The sequence below is a fragment of the Leisingera sp. ANG-Vp genome, from assembly GCF_000813725.1.
In the GTDB taxonomy this organism is placed as follows: Bacteria; Pseudomonadota; Alphaproteobacteria; order Rhodobacterales; family Rhodobacteraceae; genus Leisingera.
The window spans coordinates 14,820-34,301 of sequence record NZ_JWLD01000040.1; the positions used below are offsets into that span (position 1 = coordinate 14,820).

General features: G+C 63.4%; 15 protein-coding genes. 7 read left to right on the plus strand and 8 right to left on the minus strand.

The features are described 5' to 3' along the window. Window positions 1-19: 19 nt before the first annotated feature. A complete protein-coding gene (locus tag RA20_RS13650; protein ID WP_039129716.1) occupies window positions 20-469 on the minus strand; it encodes a hypothetical protein in 450 nt (149 codons plus the stop codon). A gap of 91 nt (window positions 470-560) precedes the next feature. Between RA20_RS13650 and moaA the strand changes: the two genes are divergently transcribed. Genes moaA through RA20_RS13665 form a run of 3 tightly spaced genes read left to right on the plus strand, consistent with a single transcriptional unit; the run spans window position 561 to window position 3,938 of the window. Further along, the gene (gene moaA, locus RA20_RS13655; RefSeq protein WP_039129718.1) at window positions 561-1,571 is read left to right on the plus strand and encodes a GTP 3',8-cyclase MoaA; all 1,011 of its coding nucleotides are present in this window, start codon (window positions 561-563) and stop codon (window positions 1,569-1,571) included. A 2-nt stretch (window positions 1,572-1,573) separates the two neighbouring features. Then, on the plus strand, window positions 1,574-2,893 hold the full coding sequence (locus RA20_RS13660) for a 3-deoxy-D-manno-octulosonic acid transferase (protein ID WP_193748839.1): 1,320 nt from the start codon (window positions 1,574-1,576) through the stop codon (window positions 2,891-2,893). After that, a complete protein-coding gene (locus RA20_RS13665; RefSeq protein WP_039129724.1) occupies window positions 2,880-3,938 on the plus strand; it encodes a glycosyltransferase family 4 protein in 1,059 nt (352 codons plus the stop codon). The genes RA20_RS13660 and RA20_RS13665 overlap by 14 nt, the downstream gene beginning before the upstream one ends. A 98-nt stretch (window positions 3,939-4,036) precedes the next feature. On the opposite strand, the gene RA20_RS13670 is transcribed toward RA20_RS13665, so the two are convergent. The 4 genes from RA20_RS13670 to RA20_RS13685 form a co-directional block, all read right to left on the minus strand. Continuing rightward, window positions 4,037-5,200, minus strand: coding sequence for a M20 aminoacylase family protein (locus tag RA20_RS13670; RefSeq protein ID WP_039129726.1), 1,164 nt, complete (start codon window positions 5,198-5,200; stop codon window positions 4,037-4,039). Window positions 5,201-5,234: 34 nt separating this feature from the next. Then, the gene (locus RA20_RS13675) at window positions 5,235-6,401 is read right to left on the minus strand and encodes a M20 aminoacylase family protein (protein WP_039129729.1); all 1,167 of its coding nucleotides are present in this window, start codon (window positions 6,399-6,401) and stop codon (window positions 5,235-5,237) included. Window positions 6,402-6,553: 152 nt separating this feature from the next. Continuing rightward, on the minus strand, window positions 6,554-7,720 hold the full coding sequence (gene argE / locus RA20_RS13680) for an acetylornithine deacetylase (RefSeq protein WP_039129731.1): 1,167 nt from the start codon (window positions 7,718-7,720) through the stop codon (window positions 6,554-6,556). Between the two features lie 2 nt (window positions 7,721-7,722). Then, window positions 7,723-9,543 carry an ABC transporter ATP-binding protein gene (locus RA20_RS13685; protein WP_039129733.1) on the minus strand — a complete coding sequence of 607 codons (1,821 nt, stop codon included), beginning with the start codon at window positions 9,541-9,543 and terminating at the stop codon, window positions 7,723-7,725. Window positions 9,544-9,899: 356 nt separating this feature from the next. Here RA20_RS13685 and RA20_RS13690 point away from each other — a divergent pair, with 356 nt between their 5' ends. The 4 genes from RA20_RS13690 to RA20_RS13705 all read left to right on the plus strand — a co-directional run bounded on the left by RA20_RS13690 (window position 9,900) and on the right by RA20_RS13705 (window position 14,963). Beyond that, complete coding sequence (locus RA20_RS13690; protein ID WP_039129769.1) at window positions 9,900-11,600, plus strand: peptide ABC transporter substrate-binding protein; 1,701 nt, start codon at window positions 9,900-9,902, stop codon at window positions 11,598-11,600. A gap of 147 nt (window positions 11,601-11,747) precedes the next feature. After that, window positions 11,748-12,755 carry an ABC transporter permease gene (locus RA20_RS13695; protein ID WP_039129736.1) on the plus strand — a complete coding sequence of 336 codons (1,008 nt, stop codon included), beginning with the start codon at window positions 11,748-11,750 and terminating at the stop codon, window positions 12,753-12,755. Then, a complete protein-coding gene (locus RA20_RS13700) occupies window positions 12,748-13,659 on the plus strand; it encodes an ABC transporter permease (protein WP_039129739.1) in 912 nt (303 codons plus the stop codon). Before RA20_RS13695 ends, RA20_RS13700 begins: the two co-directional genes overlap by 8 nt. Window positions 13,660-13,889: 230 nt before the next feature. Then, window positions 13,890-14,963 (plus strand): YeeE/YedE family protein, encoded by a 1,074-nt coding sequence (locus RA20_RS13705; protein ID WP_039129741.1) that lies wholly within the window; start codon window positions 13,890-13,892, stop codon window positions 14,961-14,963. Here RA20_RS13705 and RA20_RS13710 read toward each other — a convergent pair. The 3 genes from RA20_RS13710 to RA20_RS13720 all read right to left on the minus strand — a co-directional run bounded on the left by RA20_RS13710 (window position 14,899) and on the right by RA20_RS13720 (window position 19,417). Continuing rightward, the gene (locus tag RA20_RS13710) at window positions 14,899-16,179 is read right to left on the minus strand and encodes a DUF3422 family protein (RefSeq protein WP_039129772.1); all 1,281 of its coding nucleotides are present in this window, start codon (window positions 16,177-16,179) and stop codon (window positions 14,899-14,901) included. The two genes, RA20_RS13705 and RA20_RS13710, sit on opposite strands and share 65 nt — an antisense overlap. 226 nt (window positions 16,180-16,405) lie before the next feature. Then, window positions 16,406-17,830, minus strand: a complete 1,425-nt coding sequence (locus tag RA20_RS13715; RefSeq protein WP_039129743.1) for an NAD(P)(+) transhydrogenase (Re/Si-specific) subunit beta — start codon at window positions 17,828-17,830, stop codon at window positions 16,406-16,408. A gap of 15 nt (window positions 17,831-17,845) precedes the next feature. Next, window positions 17,846-19,417, minus strand: a complete 1,572-nt coding sequence (locus RA20_RS13720; protein ID WP_039129746.1) for a Re/Si-specific NAD(P)(+) transhydrogenase subunit alpha — start codon at window positions 19,415-19,417, stop codon at window positions 17,846-17,848. Between the last annotated feature and the right edge of the window lie 65 nt (window positions 19,418-19,482).

The following is a 19,482-nucleotide window of genomic DNA, read 5'->3' on the forward strand; positions in this document are numbered from 1 at the left end:
GCGTTGAAGGCACCAGCCATCACCCCGCAGGCAGCACCTGCACCTCGGCCAGCTCGGTCAGCGGCAAGCCCAGCGCCCGCATAGCACCGATCGACAGGCGGCTGCCGCCGGACTCGGCACCCGGGATCGGCTTCAGTGTCAGCACCACCTGCGTATTGCGGCTGGTGCGGATCAGCGCCTGCTGCTCGGCCGCCACCAGAGGCGTCTCCATCCACAAGCCCGGCAGCGACGGGTCGCCCAGCGAGGCCACCGTGGTGGCCGACCCGCGGAAGGACGGCGCGGAGGGCGACGACGGCGCCAACGGCTCCGCCTCAACTGTATCCACGCCGGAAACCGGTTCCAGGATCGGCTCCTGCGGCGCCGCCGCACCATCGGTGCTCTTGCCGCCAAGAATTGCGGAATTGAGCTGGATGCCGTTGCACGCCGCCAGCAGGGAAATCGAAGCAAGGGAAAAGACTGTCATACGCATGCCGCGACCCTAGCCGTGCCTGATGCGCTTTGCCAGACGTAAAAGCCCCGCCCCCCTTGCCGCGGGCGGCAGCCGGCTTTACCTAGGAGGCATGACGGCTCCGCTTATTGATCCCTTCGCCCGCGCAATCACCTATTTGCGCCTCTCGGTCACCGACCGCTGCGACTTCCGCTGCGTTTATTGCATGTCGGAGAATATGACCTTTCTGCCTAAAAAGGACCTCCTGACGCTGGAGGAGCTGGACCGGCTCTGCTCCACCTTCATCCGGCTTGGCGTGGAGAAGCTCAGGATCACCGGCGGCGAACCGCTGGTGCGCCGCGGCATCATCAGTTTCTTCCAGGCGATGAGCCGTCATCTGGAAAGCGGCGCCCTGAAAGAGCTGACGCTGACCACCAATGGCTCGCAGCTGGTGAAATACGCCGATGACCTCTATGCCGCCGGGGTGCGCCGGGTGAATATCTCGCTCGATACGCTGGACGAGCAGAAGTTTGCGGATGTCACCCGCTGGGGCCGCCTGCCGCAGGTGATGAAAGGCATCGATGCAGCGCAGAAAGCCGGCCTGCGCGTCAAGATCAACGCGGTGGCCCTCAAGGGCTTCAACGAGGAAGAGCTGCCGAAAATCACCGCCTGGTGCGCCGAACGCGGCCTCGACCTCACCTGGATCGAAGTGATGCCGATGGGCGAGGACTTTGATGCCATGGAACGCATCGGCCAGTACTGGTCGCTGGAAGAGGTACGGGCGGAATACGAAAACCACTATACCGTCACCGATCTGGCCGAACGCACCGGCGGCCCGGCCCGCTATGTGCGGCTGGAGGAGACAGGCCAGAAGATCGGCTTCATCACGCCGCTCTCCCATAACTTCTGCGAAAGCTGCAACCGGGTGCGGGTCACCTGCACCGGCGAAATCTACACCTGCCTCGGCCAGGAAGGCAAAGCCGACCTGCGCGCGCCCTTGCGCGCCAACGAAGAGGGCACCGGCGTGCTGGAGGCTGCCATCCGCGCCGCCATTGGCGACAAGCCGCGCGGCCATGACTTCGATTACTCCCGGCAGGAAGTCGGCGGCCAGATGAGCCGCCACATGAGCCACACCGGCGGCTGACCATGTCCAGCACCCCTGCGCGCCCGACGCTGCTCTATTCCCTTTACTGCGGGGCCAGCGCCCTGATTGCGCCCTTTGCCTGGCGCAAGGTTGCAGCCAAGCTGCGCGACTACGGCCTGCCCGAGGAGCGCGTGCGCGAGCGCCTGGGCCATGCTTCCCTGCCCCGCCCCGCCGGGCGGCTGATCTGGTTCCACGCAGCCTCGGTCGGCGAAAGCCTCTCGGTGCTGACCCTGATCCAGCGGATGGGAGAGCAGGCGCCGGACGCGGAATTCCTGATCACCTCCGGCACGCCCACCTCGGCTGAGCTGATTGCCAAACGCATGCCGCCGCGCTGCCGCCACCAGTTTCCGCCGCTGGATACCACTGCCGCGGTGGACCGGTTTCTGCAACATTGGCAGCCCGATCTGGGCGTGTTTGTCGAAAGCGAGCTGTGGCCGCAGATGCTGGTGCGCGCCCGCAAGGCGGGCTGCTCGCTGGTGCTGCTGAACGCGCGGCTGTCGGACCGCTCGGTAGCGGGCTGGAAAAAACGCCCCGGCACCGCGCGCTATATCCTGGATCAGTTTGATCTTTTGGTCACCCAAAACCAGAAGACAGCCACCAACCTTCAGGCAATGGGCGCTGCAGCCGGCCGCATCCAGCCCGGCAGCAACCTCAAAGCCGTGTCAGCACCGCTTCCGGTCGATCAGGACACGCTTTCCAAAGTCCGAGACGATATCGGAGGCCGTGCCGCCTGGATCGCCTCTTCCACCCATGAGGGCGAGGAGGAGATTGTTCTTGAGGCACACAAGGCCTTGCTTCAGCAGCACCCGGACCTCTGCCTGCTGCTTGCGCCCCGCCACCCGGAGCGCGGAGATGCCGTGGAAAGCCTGATCAGGAAGGCGGGCCTCAGCTGCGCCCGGCGCAGCAAGGGTGTGATGCCCGGCACCACGACGCAGGTCTATTTGGCGGACACCCTGGGCGAGGTCGGCACCTGGTATGCGCTCAGCCCGCTGGTGTTCCTGGGCGGCTCTCTGCGCGAGATCGGCGGCCACAACCCGTTTGAGCCGATGCAGGCCGGCGCAGCCGTCATCACCGGAACCGGCCACTACAATTTCGCCGAAACCTACGGCGAACTGACCGCGCTTGGCGCTGCAAGAGAGGTCCGCTCTGCCAGTGAACTGGCGGATCAGGTTGCAAAGTGGCTGGACCAGCCCAAGGCATTCGACGCTGCCCGCACAGCCGCCGCGCAATTCATGTCCCGGCAGTCGGACCAGCTGGACAAGACAGTGAACGCTCTGCTGGCCCTTCTTCCCGCAAAAGGAGGCCGTGATGGCCAAGGTTGACGCCGGCACAATCGAGGTCATCGCACCGAACTTTAAACGCCGTCTCTCCGGCGTCACCTCGACCATCGTGCGGCTGGTGCCGCTGCAGCGGCAGCAGATTGCCATTGCCACCGCAGGCAGCGGCCTGCCCGGGGATATGCCGCATCTGTCAGCCGCCCAATTGATCTCCATGCCCCGCAGCGGCCCTGCCGGCGTCCGGGTCTGGCACGCACGCCGCAATGTCGAGATGCTGGGCGGGCTGGCGCTGAAGTACCTCCTCGGCAAGCGGCTGAAACTTCTGTTCACCTCCGCCTCGCAGCGCCATCACTCCGGCTACACCAAATGGCTGATCTCCAGGATGGACCGGGTGATCGCCACCTCTGCCAAAGGCGCGGCCTATCTCGATAAGCCGGTGCAAGTTGTGCATCACGGCATCAACACTGAAGAATTCTCGCCGCCCGCCGACAAAGCCGCCTTGCGCCGGGATCTGGGCCTGCCCGAAGACGCCATCCTGATCGGCTGCTATGGCCGGATCCGGGCGCAGAAAGGCACCGACGTCTTTGTGGATGCCATGCTGGAGGTGCTGAAGGCGCACCCCAAGGCAGTCGGCCTGGTGATGGGCCGCGCCACCGAAAAACACGTGGCGTTCGAAAAGGACCTGCGTGCCAAGGTGGAGGCTGCAGGACTCTCCGACCGCCTGCTGTTCCCGCCCGAAGTACCGGTCTGGGAGGTGTCCCGCTGGTACCAGGCCCTGGACCTCTACGTCGCCCCGCAGCGCTGGGAGGGGTTCGGCCTCACCCCGCTGGAAGCCATGTCCTGCGGCGTGCCGGCCGTGGCCACCCGCGTCGGTGCCTTTGAGGAACTGATTGCCCCAAATGAAACCGGCCTGCTGATCGACCCGGGCGAAACCGCCCAGATGGTGGAGGCGATTAACGAAGTGCTTGCAACCGAGGGCCGCCTGCAATCTTGGTCAGCCGCTGCGCGCAAACACGCCATGACCAACTTCGCCCTTGAAAAAGAGGCGGAAACGCTTGTCTCAATCTACCGCGAGCTGCTGGAGCATTAACGCCGCTCAATCCCGCTTCTTTCTGGTTAAAATACCCTCGGGTGTGAATTGAGCCGCAGGCTCAAGAGGGGGCAGACAGCCCCCTCCCCCGGCTCAACTCAGGCAGCCGGCATCCGCTGCTCGACGATCTCCGCCCACCAGCTGCAGCCCGCGGGAATAGCATCGTCGTTGAAGTTGTACTCCGGGTGATGCACCATCGCGGTATCGCCATTGCCCATCAGGATATAGGCGCCGGGGCGCTCCTCCAGCATGAAGGCAAAATCCTCGCCGCCCATCACCAGCGGCGCCTCGTCGCAGGCCCCTGAGACGCTGGCCGCAACCTTGGCCGCAAACTCAGTCTGCTCATCATGGTTCGCCATCACCGGATAGCCGCGGTGATAGGTGATATCCGCACTGCCGCCAAAGGTCGCCGCGATGCCGTTGCAGACCTCCTTGATGCGGGTCTCGGCCAGGTCGCGCATCTCCTTGGACATGGTGCGCACGGTGCCTTTGATCTGCACCTTCTGCGGGATCACGTTGAAGGCTTTGGACGAAGTCTCAAAGGAGGTGACCGAGACCACGATCTGATGCACCGGGTCCGCGTTGCGCGACGCAATGGTCTGCAGCGCCAGCACCGCCTGCGCCGCCAGCACCGTGGTGTCGACGGTCTCATGCGGTTTGGCGGCATGGCCGCCGCGGCCTTCGAAAGTGATGTCAAACTGGTCGGTCGCCGCAAAGAAGGAGCCCGGACGGATCGAGAATGCCCCCACCGGCTGGCCCGGCCAGTTGTGCAGACCGTAAACCTCCTGCACGCCCCAGCGGTCCATCAGCCCGTCGTCGCACATCACCTTGGCGCCGCCGCCGCCCTCTTCGGCGGGCTGGAAGATCACCACCACGGTGCCGTCGAAATTGCGGGTCTCGGACAGGTACTTAGCGGCGCCCAGAAGCATTGCAGTGTGGCCGTCATGACCGCAGGCATGCATCGCGCCAGGGGTCTTGGAGGCATAGTCCAGCCCGGTCTGCTCATGGATCGGCAGCGCGTCCATGTCGGCGCGCAGGCCGATCACCTTGCCGGAGCTGTCCGCCTTGCCCTTGATCACCCCCACCACGCCGGTGCGGCCGATGCCGGTCACCACCTCGTCGCAGCCGAAGGCCTGCAGTTTCTCGGCCACCAATGCGCTGGTGCGGTGGGTTTCAAACAGGATCTCCGGGTTTTCGTGGATATCCCGGCGCCAGGCGGTGATTTCATCCTGCAGTTCGGCAAAGCGGTTCTTGACCGGCATCTTTCACTCCTTCGAGGTTGTCTCTCCCGCGCCCTCAGGCCGCGGGCATTCTTCGTTCCACCAGCTCGGCAAACCAGCTGCATCCCAGCGGGATCGCATCGTCATCAAAGACATAGGCCGGGTGGTGGCACATCTCGGTGTCGCCGTTGCCCAGGAAGATATAGGCGCCCGGACGCTCTTCGAGCATATAGGCAAAATCCTCGGACGGCATGATCGGCGGGGTGTCGGCAGTGACCTTGGCGGCAACGGCTTCAGCTGCCTCCACCGCATGGGCGGTGCCGGTCTCGTCGTTGATGGTCGCAGGATAGCCCGGCACCCATTCAACTTCAGCTTTGGCGCCAAAGGCCGAAGCGGTGTCCTCAGCCACCCGGCGCACCCAGGTTTCGGCCTGCGCGCGGTATTCCGGGTCCAAGGTGCGGACGGTGCCCTGCAGACGTGCGGTATGGGCAATCACATTCGACGCGGTACTGTCGGTTTCAAAAGTGCCAACGGTCAGCACCACCCGCTTGATCGGATCGACATTGCGCGAGACGATCGAGTGCAGCGACACCACAATCTGCGAGGCCACCAGCGTTGTGTCGATTGCATCATGCGGTGCGGCGGCATGGCCGCCTTTGCCGGTTACGGTGACGTTGAACTCATCCGACGAGGCCATCAGCGCGCCGGGGCGGATGGCAAACTCGCCCACCGGCAGGCCGGGCATATTGTGCAGGCCATAGACCTCCTGGATGCCCCAGCGGTCCATCAGACCGTCGTCGCACATGGCCTTGCCGCCTGCGCCGCCCTCTTCGGCGGGCTGGAAGATCAGCACTGCCTTGCCGTCGAAATTCCGCGTCTCAGCCAGGTACTTGGCAGCGCCCAGCAGCATCGAGGTATGGCCGTCATGGCCGCAGGCATGCATCACGCCCGGCGATTTGGAAGCATAGTCCACGCCCGAGGCTTCCGGGATCGGCAGCGCGTCCATGTCAGCGCGCAGCCCGATGGCGCGGCCCGAGGTGTTGGTCTTGCCCTCGATCACCGCCACCACGCCGGTCTTGCCGATGCCGGTGGTGATATCGGTGATACCGAACTCCTTCAGCCGCTCGACCACAAAGGCCGCGGTTTCATGCACTTCGTACATCAGCTCGGGGTTCTCGTGCAGATGGCGGCGCCACGTGGTGATTTCGCCGTGCATCTCGGCCAAACGGTTCTTGATCGGCATGGTGCCCTCCCCGGCAGGTTCCGTTGCGGCAGACTGTCGATGATAAAACTTGCTTTCGCAAGTATCCCCGGGCTGCCCGGACGCCGCGGAACTTGGCGGCGTCCTTCTGTGTTAGCATCTGATCATGAAACCGCAGGTTTCAAGGCGGCGTGTCAGGCCTGCAGCCTCTCCACCAGGCGGCGCATGAAATCATGGCCCGCGTTGAACTGCGCCACGGTGATGTATTCATTCGGCTGATGCGCCTGGGCGATGTCGCCCGGGCCGCAGATCACGGCTGAGTAGCCCGCCTGCTGAAACTGCCCGGCCTCGGTGCCGTAACTGACCACATGAGAGCCGTTGTCGCCGGTCAGCAGCCGCACCAGCGCCTCCGCCTCGCCCTCCTGTTCCGGCACCAGGCCGGGAACGTCAAAGCTCTTCTCGATGCGGATGCGGGACTCGGGATGCACGGCCTGCATTTCCGCCTCAACCTCGCGGACCTTCGCAAAATAGGCCGCTTCCCAGTCCGCTGCGTCCTCTCCGGGCACCACCCGGAAATCCATCACGAACCGGCAGTCCTTGGCGGTGATGTTATGGGCCGTGCCGCCCTCGATCATGCCGACGTGGCAGGTGGTCCAGGGCGGCGTGAACATCGCCTGCACCTCACCCGGCTCCTGCGCCATGTTCTCGGCGTTCTTCCGGTTGGCCCACTCAATCAGCCGCGCCCCCTGCATAATGGCACTGACACCGGTGTGCATGAGCGAGGAATGCACCTCGAACCCTTCCAGATGCGTGGCATAGCCGGTGCCGCCCTTGTGGCCTGTGACCGCCTTCATCATGGAAGGCTCGCCCACAATCACCGCCGAGCCTTTGGGCAGCACCGGCTGCATTGCCTCGATCATCGGCGGCGCGCCGGTGCAGCCGGTTTCCTCGTCAAAGCTCAGCGCCAGCTGCAGCGGGCGTTTGACGCCTTGGGTATGCGCCTCGACCAGCGCCCAGATGGCCAGCGCGTCGTAGCCCTTCATATCGCAAGTGCCGCGGCCGAAGTATTTGCCGTCTTTCTCCACCACCGTGAAGGGATCACTGTCCCAGGGCTGGCCGTCCACCGGCACCACGTCGGTATGGCCCGAAAGCACCACGGCGCCCTCTTCCCAAGGGCCCGCATGGGCAAAGACCGCCGCCTTATGGGTTTGCTCCGGATCCACCCAGCGGTGGCTTTCGATGCCGTGGGAGGAAAGGTACTCCTGCACCCAGTCCACCAGCGGCAGGTTGGTGTCCCGGCTCACGGTCGGAAAGGAGACCAGCTTTTGCATGATCTCCAGCGGCGTCAGTTTTGCGGCCATGTTCAGTATCCGCTGTCGGTGGTCAGGACGAAATGCCCGGGTTCCAGCTCCAGGTATTCCGAGGGTTCCGGCTGATAGCCCACCTCATGGATCGGCGACGGGATCGGTTTGAAGTTCAGCTCTTTTTCGGACTTGCGCTGGCGTGGGTCGGCAATCGGCACCGCCTTCATCAGCGCTTGCGTATAGGCGTGCAGCGGGTTCTCGAAAACACGCTCACGCGGGCCGATTTCGACGATGCGGCCCAGGTACATGACGCCGACCTGATGGCTGACCCGCTCCACCACCGCCATGTCGTGGCTGATGAACAGGAAGGAGAGACCCAGTTCCGCCTGCAGCTCCATCATCAGGTTCAGGACCTGCGCCTGCACCGAGACGTCCAGAGCCGAAACAGCCTCATCCGCGACGATCAGTTTGGGGTTCAGGGCCAGCGCGCGGGCAATGGCGATGCGCTGGCGCTGGCCGCCGGACATCTCGTGCGGATAGCGGCGCATAAAGCTGCGCGGCAGATGGACCCGGTCGAACAGGCTGGCGACGCGGTCCTGCAGTTCGGAACCCGAAGCAAGGCCGTAGTTGCGCAGCGGCTCGGCCACCTGATCAATCAGCTGCATCTGCGGGTTCAGGGAGGCAAAGGGATCCTGGAAGATCATTTGCATGTCCTGGCGCGCCTTGTGCATTTCGGAGGCACTGAAATCCAGCACATTGCGGCCTTCGAAATTGACCTGACCGGACAGCGGCTCCACCAGCCGCAGGATCGAGCGCCCGGCCGAGGATTTGCCGCAGCCGGATTCGCCCACCAGCGACAGGGTCTGGCCCTTGAAGACCTTGAAGGAGACGTCTTCCACTGCGTGAACATTCGAGATCGTCCTGCGCAGCAGACCGCCTTTCACCGGGAAGCGGGTGGTCAGGTTCTTCACGTCCAGCAGCACCTCATCAGTGCCTTTGATCGGCTCGATCCTCTGGTTTTCGACACCCATCAGCTTCATCGGCTCAGGGTAATGCTTGCCGCGCATCTCGCCCAGTTTCGGCACCGCTGCCAGCAGCGCCTTGGTGTAGTCGTGCTGCGGGTTCTCGAAGATCTCTTCGACAGTGCCTTCCTCAACCTTGTTGCCGCGGAACATGACCACCACGCGGTCGGCCATCTGCGCCACCACCGCCATGTCATGGGTGATGAACATCACCGCGGTGCCGGTCTCGCGCTTCAGCCGGTCCATCAGCGCCAGGATCTCTGCCTGGATGGTCACGTCGAGCGCGGTGGTGGGCTCATCCGCGATCAGCAGGCGCGGCTCGCAGGCCATCGCCATGGCGATCACCACCCGCTGGCGCATGCCGCCCGACAGTTCATGCGGATACTGCTTCAGGCGCCGTTCCGGCTCAGGGATGCGAACCTGGCGCAAGAGTTCCAGTGCGCGTTCCTCAGCCTTGGACTGGGACATTTTCTTGTGGATGCGCAGGCCCTCGGTCAGCTGGCGGCCCACAGTGAACACCGGGTTCAGCGCGGTCATCGGCTCCTGGAAGATCATGCCGATCTCATTGCCGCGAATCTGCTTCATCATTTCCTGTTCAGAGGCCGCCAGATTGGTCTCGCCGCCCTCGCGCCGGTTGAACAGAAGTTCGCCGCCCGCAATCTCGCCGCCGCCGAACTCCACCAGCCGCATCAGCGACAGCGAGGAGACCGACTTGCCCGACCCGGATTCGCCGACGATGCAGACAGTCTCGCCCGGACTTACCTCAAACGAGACATCCTCGACGCCGACAACCGGCCCGTCCTTGGTCTGAAACTCCACGCGCAAGTTTCTTATGGACGCAATTGCGGTGTCCAGCATGACGGCTTCCCTATCTGTCTTTGCTCAGGATTGCACAGGGCACTGGCCCCGGCCTTGAGGAGTAAACTCTACTTCGCACAAAAAAGCTCATGCAAATAATGCATAAGGATTCCAAAATTGGAATTTGCAATTTCTAAGGAACTAGTTTTCGATGACATCAGTGGCTTCCTGCATGGCGCCGCGCGCCGGTGCGCCCGGCAAAATGTTAAGACTGCTTAGTTTTTTACGTTATCCGCGCTGCCTGCAGGCGCAACATCTACCACTCCGCAGCGATGCGGCAAATTTCCGGGCCGCTCAGCCCGGCAGACAAAAAGACAGAAAACAAGGCACAAAACGTGTCCGACAAGGAGAGTGTGATGAAAGTCAAAACCCTATTGATGGGTGCCGTGGCCGCGGCCTCCCTGGCACCTGCTGCGTTCGCCGAGCGCGGCTCGGACGGCCAGGTTAATATCATCTACTGGCAGGCGCCGTCGATCCTGAACCCGTTCCTGTCCGGCGGCACCAAGGACATCGACGCCTCTGCGCTGGTGATCGAACCGCTGGCCCGCTACGACCCGAACGGCAACATGCTGCCCTATCTGGCGACCGAGATCCCGACCGTCGAAAACGGCGGCGTGTCCGAGGATCTGACCTCGATCACCTGGAAGATCGCCCCTGGCCTCAAGTGGTCCGACGGCAGCGCCTTCACCGCGCATGATGTGAAGTTCACCGCCGACTACTGCATGCATCCCGAAGGCGGCTGCGCGCAGGTGACCAAGTTCGAAGGCGTAACCAATGTCGAAGCTGTTGACGATCTGACCGTCAAGGTCACCTTCGACAAGCCGACCCCCTTCCCCTACGGCCCGTTTGTCGGCGGCGAAAGCCCGATCATCCAGAAGGCCCAGTTCGAGAACTGCATGGGTGCCAAAGCACCGGAATGCACCGAGGCCAACTTTGGCCCGATCGGCACCGGCCCGTTCACTGTGGATGAGTTCAAGCCGAACGACGTGATCACCATGTCGGCGAACCCGAACTACCGCGACCCGGCCAAGCCTGCCTTTGCCAAGGTGCTGTTCAAAGGCGGCGGTGACGCGACCGCAGCCGGCCGCGCAGTGATGGAAACCGGCGAGTTCGACTATGCCTGGAACCTGCAGCTGGCGCCCGAAGTGATCGCCCAGATGGAAGCAGGCGGCAAAGGCACCCCGGTTGCCGGCTTCGGCCCGCTGGTCGAGCGCATCATGCTGAACCAGACCGACCCGAGCCCGGAGCTGGGCCCGGACGAGCGTTCCGTGAAACGCGGCCACCCGTTCCTGAACGATCCGGCCGTCTACAAGGCGATGTCGCTGGCCATCGACCGTCCGCTGCTGGTGGAAATCGGCTATGGCAAGGCCGGCAAGGTCGGCTGTAACTGGGTTCCGGCCCCGGCGGCCTTCAACTCGGACACCTTCGACTGCTCTGTTCAGGACATCGATGCCGCCAAGGCGATGCTGGAAGAGGCGGGCTACAAGGACACCAATGGCGACGGCGTGCGGGAAACCCCGGACGGCAAGCCGATGAAGATCCTGTACCAGACCTCGACCAACGCCGTGCGTCAGGACTTCCAGGCGCTGATCAAGGAATGGTGGAGCCAGATCGGCATCGAGACCGAGCTGCGCAACATCAACGCCTCGGTGTTCTTCGGCGGTGACCCGGGCTCGCCCGACACCTTCCAGAAGTTCTATGCCGACGTTGAAATGTACGCCAACACCTTCAACGGCACCGACCCGCAATCCTACCTGGCCAACGGTCTGTGCGACAAGGCTCCGACCCCGGCCTCCCAGTGGCAGGGTGAGAACATCTCGCGCTTCTGCGACTCGGAGTTCGACGAGCTGCATGCCGAGCTGACCAAGACCGCAGGCCTGGAAGCCCGCGCCGAGATCGGCAAACGCCTGAATGACATCATGGTCGAAAAAGGCGGCATGATCCCGCTGGTCCACCGCGGCCGTCTGTCGGCACACTCCAACACCCTGGGCGGCGTCAACCTGAACGTCTGGGACAGCGAGATGTGGAACGCAGCCGACTGGCACCGCATCAAGTAAGCTGAGCTTGCCTCACAGGGGCCCTGGCGTTACGCCGGGGCCTCTTGCCATTCAGGTCCGGTTACGTTTTACCGCCCGCGCATGAATTGGATCTGAGGCCCCCTTGCCCGCTCCGAACTCACTACACCTTGCAAAGGCGCTTACCTGATGCTGACCTTTACAATCCGGCGGCTGGTGCTGGCAGTTCCGACACTGCTGTTCATCAGCCTCGTGATCTTCCTGCTGCTGGAGCTTGCCCCGGGCGACCCGATGGCGCAGGTTCCCCTGACCGTTCCCCCTGAAGTCAAAGAGAAAATGCGCGAGGCGCTTGGCCTCGGCCAGCCCATGCATATCCGCTTCTGGAAGTGGATCGTGCAATTCTTCTGGATCGAGCCGCAGGTGCTGATCGACCATTACCTGGGCACCTCCTTCTCCGCAGGCGACCTGCGGGTGATCTCCTGGCAGACCCGCTCGCCGGTGATGGACATCGTGATCCAGCGAATCCCCCAGACCCTGTGGGTTGTCGGCACCGCCTATGTGGTCGCCATCCTGATCGCGCTGCCGATCGGCATCTACTCGGCCTACCGCCAGTACAGCTGGTTCGACCAGCTCGGCACGTTCGTGTCGATGGTCGGCTTCTCGGTGCCGCCGTTCTTCTCGGGCGTGCTGGTGATCGTGATCTTCTCGGTGCAGCTGGGCTGGTTCCCATCGATTTATGACACCACCCATGTGGTCGACAGCTGGGATGCCTTTGTCTACCAGCTGAAACAGATGATCATGCCGGTGATGGTGCTGGCGCTGCAGATCACCGCGCAGCTCAGCCGCTTCATGCGCGCCTCGATGCTGGACAACCTCAATCAGGACTATGTGCGCACCGCCCGGGCCAAAGGCCTCAGCGAATACGTGGTGGTGATGGTGCATGTTCTCAGGAACTCGATGATCCCGGTGGTTACGGTGATTGCGCTCGGCATTCCGTCGATCTTCGGCGGTGCCATCATCACAGAACAGGTTTTCAAGGTGAACGGTATCGGCCAATTGCTGATCGGCGCTATCCAGGCCAACGACCTGCCGATGGTGCAGACGCTGACTTTCATCTTCGCGGTGCTGATCGTGCTGTTCAACCTGATCGCCGACGTGCTGTACGGCATTCTTGACCCGAGGATCCGCTATGACTGAGCTTAGCAATCCGCAACCCGCCAAGCCGCCGCGCAGCCAGTGGCTGGACGTCTGGGACCAGTTCAAGTCGCACCGCGGCGCACTGATGGGCGGGGCACTGTTCCTGTTCATCATCCTGGCGGTCTACCTGGGCCCGTTCTTCTGGGAGCTGGAAGCCACCCAGATCAACATCCGCCACCGCAACCAGGGCCCCAGCTGGGAGCATCCTTTCGGCACTGACCAGCTGGGCCGCGACATGCTGGCCCGGATGATGGCAGGCGGCGCAACCTCGGTTTCCGTAGGTCTGACCGCGATGCTGCTGGCGCTGTTCCTGGGATCTTTCATCGGGGTGATGGCCGGCTTCTTCAAAAAGCTCGACGGCCCGCTGATGCGCCTGACGGACTTGTTCCTGGCACTGCCGCTGCTGCCGCTGCTGCTGGTGATGATGCTCTTGTTCCGCGAACCGCTGAACGCAGCCTTCGGCCCGGAGCAAGGGATCTTCATCCTGATCGTGATCTCCATCGGCGTGACCAGCTGGATGCCCACTGCCCGCATCGTGCGCGGCGATGTGCTGGCGCTGAAAGAGCGCGAGTTTGTGATGGCAGCGCGCTCCATCGGCACCACCAACAGCAGCCTGATCACCCGGCATATCCTGCCCAACGTGCTGTCGCCGATCATGGTCTCGGCAACCCTGGGCATCGCCACTGCGATCATCACCGAGTCGTCCCTGTCGTTCCTCGGCCTCGGTTTCCCGCCGGACTTCCCGACCTGGGGCCGCCTGCTGTTTGATGCCACCGACTATCTGCAGCAGCACCCAGAGCGGGTGTTCTGGCCCGGCATGGCAATCTCGCTGACGGTGCTAAGCGTGAATTACCTGGGCGATGGCCTGCGCGACGCGCTGGACCCGCGGATCCGCGGCCGCTGAGGCGGAACCCCCGCACATATTCAAATAAAAACATGACTATTGGCCGCCCAGTCCCGGGCGGCCAATTTGTTTTGCAATACTACAGTTTCAAAAACAAAACCCCGAAAAGAGCCATGAAGGCGGAACACCTTCCCCAACCCGGAACGCAACCGGCGGCCGTACGGGCTTGCCCAAAACACCGGCAGACGTCATTTCGGGAAAATATTCCGCTTTTCCGCCTGGTGACTGCAATGTTCGAAACATTTGGCTTTGAAGAGACCACTCCGCAGGAGGTTTCCGTCTGGTTTGCCCTGGGCATCGGCATTCTGTTCGGTGTGCTGGCGCAGCTCACGCGCTTCTGCTTCCGCCGTGCGCTGGTTGGCGACGACCGGCGCCAGGCCGCCGGTATCTGGGCCATGGCCCTCGCCGCCGCCGTCATTGGTACCCAGGCGTCTGTGGCCATGGGCTGGATCAGCTTTGCAGACCACCGCCTGCTGGCTGGCGATCTTCCAGTTCTCGCCATCATTCTCGGAGGGCTGATGTTTGGTGCAGGCATGATCCTGACCCGCGGCTGCGCCTCGCGCCTGCTGGTGCTCAGCGGCAGCGGCAACCTGCGCGCTCTGCTGGTCATAGCGGTCTTTGCCATTGTGGCCCATGCCACACTCAAGGGCGTGCTGGCGCCCGTCCGCACAGCGCTTGGCTCGGTGACGCTGCCGCTGGCAGAAAACATCTCCCTCGCCGCCCTGCCCGGTGGCCCGCTGCTGTGGAGCACCCTCATTGCCGTGGCCGCCGTGCTGCTTGCGCTGCGCTCCGGCAGCAGCCTGGCGATGCTGGCAGGCGGTGCGCTGATCGGAGCGCTGGTGCCGCTCGCCTGGGTTGGGACCGGCTACGTGCTGTTTGACGAATTCGATCCCATTCCGATGCAGAGCCTCTCCTTCACTGCCCCGGCGGCGGACACGCTGTTTTTCTCCATCGCTTCCACCTCCATCCCGGCAGGCTTTGGCCCCGGGCTGTTCGGCGGTGTGGTGCTGGGCGCGCTGGCAGCGGCGCTGCTCAGCGGCGGTTTTCAGTGGCAGAGCTTTGAAAGCCCGCGCCAGACCGGCCGTTACCTGACCGGCGCGGTAATGATGGGCGTAGGCGGCGTGCTGGCAGGCGGCTGCACCGTGGGGGCGGGTCTCGCGGGCATTCCAACGCTCAGCGTTGCCGCCCTGCTGGCCCTGGCAGCCATTGCCCTTGGCGGGCTGGGCATGAATGCCGCGCTTAGTGCAGCTTCTTCCGGATCCGCCGCACACCCAGCCAAACCAAGCCAACAACCGGCAGAGTGATCAGCGCCGTCAGCGTGCCTTTGCTGATGTCCAAGGCCGCAGCCAGCGGATAAAGCGCATAAGCTGCCAGCGAAACTGCGTAATAGCTGATCGCCACCACCGACAGCCCCTCAACCGTGTGCTGCAGGCGGAGTGCCAGATCGGCGCGCCTGTCCATGCTGGCCAACAGCGCCTGGTTCTGCGCCGAACGCTCTACATCCACCCGGGTTCTGAGCAGCTCCCCTGCCCGGCGCGCCCGGTTTGCCAGAGCCTCCAGCCGCTTCTCGGTGGATTTCACCGTGCGCATGGCCGGCTCAAACCGGCGCAGCATGAACTCCTCCAGCGTCTGGAAACCCTTGTGCCGCTCCTCCCGCAGCAGGCTGACACGCTGGTTAACCAGCGCGTCATAGGCCCCGGTAGCGCTGAAGCGGAAGGCAGAGCGTGCTGCCATTGCCTCCAGTTCTGCCGAGACTGTCAGCAGCTGCGACAGGGTCTGTTCGGCCGGGACAGAGCCGCCGGTCATCTCCACCATCATTTCGCTCAGATGCGTATCCAGCGCGCTGATGGTCGGCGTGAGGCCGCGGGCGCGGGAGAAGCCGAGCATCGCCATCGCCCTGTAGGTCTCAATCTCGCACAGCCGCTGCACAATCCGGCCGATGCGGTTATGGCCGGTGCCCGGCGAAGTGAAGACGGCAAAGCGCATGTGCCCTGCCGGATCGATGCGGAAATCGCCGCCGATGACGGCGCTGCCGCTCAGCACCTGGCTCACCGCCAGGCTCTCCGGCACCAGCCAGTCCTGCAGGATGGGCTTCAGGGCTTCGCCTTCGGGACGCGGCAGGACCCGGACCATCGCCGAGGTCACCCGCTGCCCTGGCGCCTGCTCCAGCCAATCCGCAGGGAACACTTCGAAATCCGCCGGGTCAAAGGCCCGGGCGCTGACTCCGTTGGAATAGGCGGTGTAGCTGACAAATTCGGTGTGCTGCTCCCACTTCAGCATGTGGCGCCCGATCTGCGCCATGTGATGGGTGGCGCCAGGCTGCGGATGCGGCGCACCGTGCCGGTCGAGCAGATCCTTCAGGTGCACCAGATCCAGCATCCGGTCCCGGTGCTCGGCCTCGCTAGGCTGCTTCACTGCAAGGTAAACCACCGTGCAGGGGCTCGACATGGCGGGAAAAGGGCGCGCGTGCAGCTCATTGGTGAGCTGATACCGCAAGGGATGGTCCTGGATCGGGGGCATGACGGTCTCCGGGGCAATGCCGGCAACCATAGAGACTCGATCAAAACATGTACAGAATTGTTTTATTTCAATACGTTAACTGGATACAACGGTATGCAGAGGCAAGGTTTGAGGGGGCTCTGCCCCCGGCCTGCGGCCTCCCCCGGGGTATTTGCAACCAGAAAGAAGCGCGAAGAAAAAGGCGCCCGGTTTGGAGCGCCTTTTCTTTTCGTTTGGCCTGGCCGTCTTAGCTGATCATGGTGAGCAGCGTATCGAGGCTGGCCTTGGCATCGCCGTAGAACATGCGGGTGTTGTCCTTGAAGAACAGCGGGTTCTCGATGCCCGAATACCCCGTGCCCTGGCCGCGCTTGGAGACAAACACCTGTTTCGCTTTCCAGCACTCTAGCACCGGCATGCCGGCGATCGGCGAGTTCGGGTCTTCCTGGGCGGCCGGGTTCACGATGTCGTTGGAGCCGATGACGATGGCCACATCCGTCTCCGGGAAGTCCTCGTTGATCTCATCCATTTCCAGCACGATGTCGTAGGGCACCTTGGCCTCGGCCAGCAGCACGTTCATGTGGCCCGGCAGGCGGCCTGCGACGGGGTGGATGGCAAAGCGCACGTCCTTGCCCTTGGCGCGCAGGCGGCGGGTCAGTTCCGCGACATTCTGCTGCGCCTGGGCCACCGCCATGCCGTAGCCGGGGATGATGATCACTGAGTCAGCGTCCTCTAGCGCGGCAGAGACACCGTCGGCGTCGATGGCGATCTGCTCACCCTCGACTTCCATTGCCGGACCGGTGGTGCCGCCGAAGCCGCCCAGGATCACCGAGACGAAGGAGCGGTTCATCGCCTTGCACATGATGTAGCTGAGGATCGCACCGGAAGAGCCGACCAGCGCGCCAACCACGATGAGGAGGTCATTGCCCAGGGAGAAGCCGATCGCTGCCGCGGCCCAGCCCGAGTAGCTGTTCAGCATCGAAACCACGACCGGCATGTCGGCACCGCCGATGCCCATGATCAGGTGATAGCCGATGAACAGCGCCGCCAGGGTCATCAGCATCAGCGGCAGGAAGCCGCCGGTGTTGAAGTACCAGATCAGGCAGAGGAAGGAGAGGCCCGCCGCGCCTGCGTTCAGCATATGGCCGCCCGGCAGTTTGGTCGCCGCAGAGGTGACCTTGCCCGCAAGTTTGCCAAAGGCAATGACCGAACCGGTGAAGGTGATGGCGCCGATGAAGATGCCGAGGAAGAGCTCCACGCGCAGGAAGGCGATTTCCGCCGGGCTCTTTTTGGCGATCAGTTTGGCGAAGGATCCGAGGTCATCGGTGCTGGCAGCCGCCGCCACGTTGCCGATCTCGAAATGGGCGATGAAGCCCACGAAGACTGCGGCCAGGCCGACCAGCGAGTGCATCGCGGCAACCAGCTGCGGCATCTCGGTCATCTGGACCTTCTTGGCGACATAGGTGCCGATGATGCCGCCGCCGGCGATCAGGATCAGCGACAGCAGCCACAGGCCGGAGCCGGGGCCGATCAGGGTGGCAAAAACCGCCAGCCCCATGCCGGCAATGCCGTACCAGACTGCGCGCTTGGCGCTTTCCTGGTTGGACAGCCCGCCGAGGGACAGGATGAAGAGAACAGCCGCAACAACATAGGCGGCGGTGGTGAAACCAATCATAAGTCCGTCCCCGCTTTAGGATTTCTGGAACATGGCGAGCATGCGCCGGGTGACGAGGAAGCCGCCGAAGATGTTGATCCCGGCCATGAAGACCGAAAGCGCCGCCAAGAGGATCACCAGGAAGGAGCCGGAGCCGATCTGCATCAGCGCGCCCAGGATGATGATCGAGGAGATCGCATTGGTGACCGCCATCAGCGGGGTATGCAAGCTGTGCGCAACGCCCCAGATCACCTGGAAGCCGACAAAGCAAGACAGCGCAAAGACGATGAAATGCTGCATGAAGCTGGCGGGCGCAAAGAGGCCCACCAGCAAGAGCAGCGCGCCGCCGCCCACCAGCATCGAGACCTGGCTCTTGGTCTGCGCCTTGAAGGCTTCGATTTCCTGCGCCCGTTTCTCTTCCGGGGTCAGTTCCGGCACCGTTTCCTTCGGCTTGGCCGCAATCGCCTGCACTTTCGGCGGCGGCGGCGGGAAGGTGATTTCGCCCTCAAACGCCACGGTGGCGCCGCGGATCACGTCGTCTTCCATGTCGTGGTTGACCTGACCGTCTTTCTCCGGCGTGAGGTCAGCCATCATGTGGCGGATGTTGGTGGCATAAAGCGACGACGACTGCGCCGCCATGCGGCTGGGGAAGTCGGTGTAGCCGATGATGGTGACGCCGTTCTCGGTGACGACCTTCTCATCCGCCACGGTGCCTTCGGCATTGCCGCCGCGCTCGGCAGCGAGGTCGACAATCACCGAACCCGGCTTCATTGCCGCGATCATGTCGGCGAGCCACAGCTTGGGGGCGTCGCGGTTGGGGATCAGCGCGGTGGTGATGACGATGTCCATCTCCGGCGCCAGCTCGCGGAACTTGGCCAGCTGTGCTTCGCGGAATTCCGGAGAGGAGACCGAGGCATAGCCGCCGGTGGCCGCGCCATCCTGCTGCTCTTCCTCAAAATCCAGATAGACGAATTCGGCGCCCATCGACTCGACCTGCTCAGCCACTTCCGGACGCACGTCGAAGGCGTAGGTGACCGCACCCAAGGAGGTCGAGGTGCCGATGGCGGCAAGACCCGCCACGCCTGCACCCACCACCAAAACCTTGGCCGGGGGCACCTTGCCCGCCGCCGTAATCTGGCCGGTGAAGAAGCGGCCGAAGTTGTTGCCTGCCTCGATGACGGCGCGGTAACCCGCGATATTGGCCATCGAGCTGAGCGCATCCATTTTCTGCGCCCGCGAAATGCGCGGCACCATTTCCATGGCGATCACATTGGCGCCCTTGGATTTGGCCAGCTCCATGCCTTCTTCATTCCCTGCCGGGTTAAAGAAGGAGATCAGCGTCTTGCCCTTGGTGAGCCGCTTCAGCTCGGTCGCATCCGGCTGCCGCACCTTGGCGACGATATCCGAGGCCTTCCACAGCGCTGCCGGGGTCTTGATGATCTCAACCCCAGCTGCCTCATAGGCCGCATCGGAAAAGCCTGCCGCCGCGCCGGCCCCGGTCTCGATCGCGCAATCGTAGCCCAGTTTCTGCAGCTGCTTGGCGGAATCCGGTGTCATCCCGACCCGGTTCTCACCTGCAAATGTTTCTTTTGGTGTTCCTATTTTCACCCTGTAGGTCCCCCTCGTCTTGCCCGTGCCAGCAGTGCCCAGGTACGGATCACAATAATTTCCAT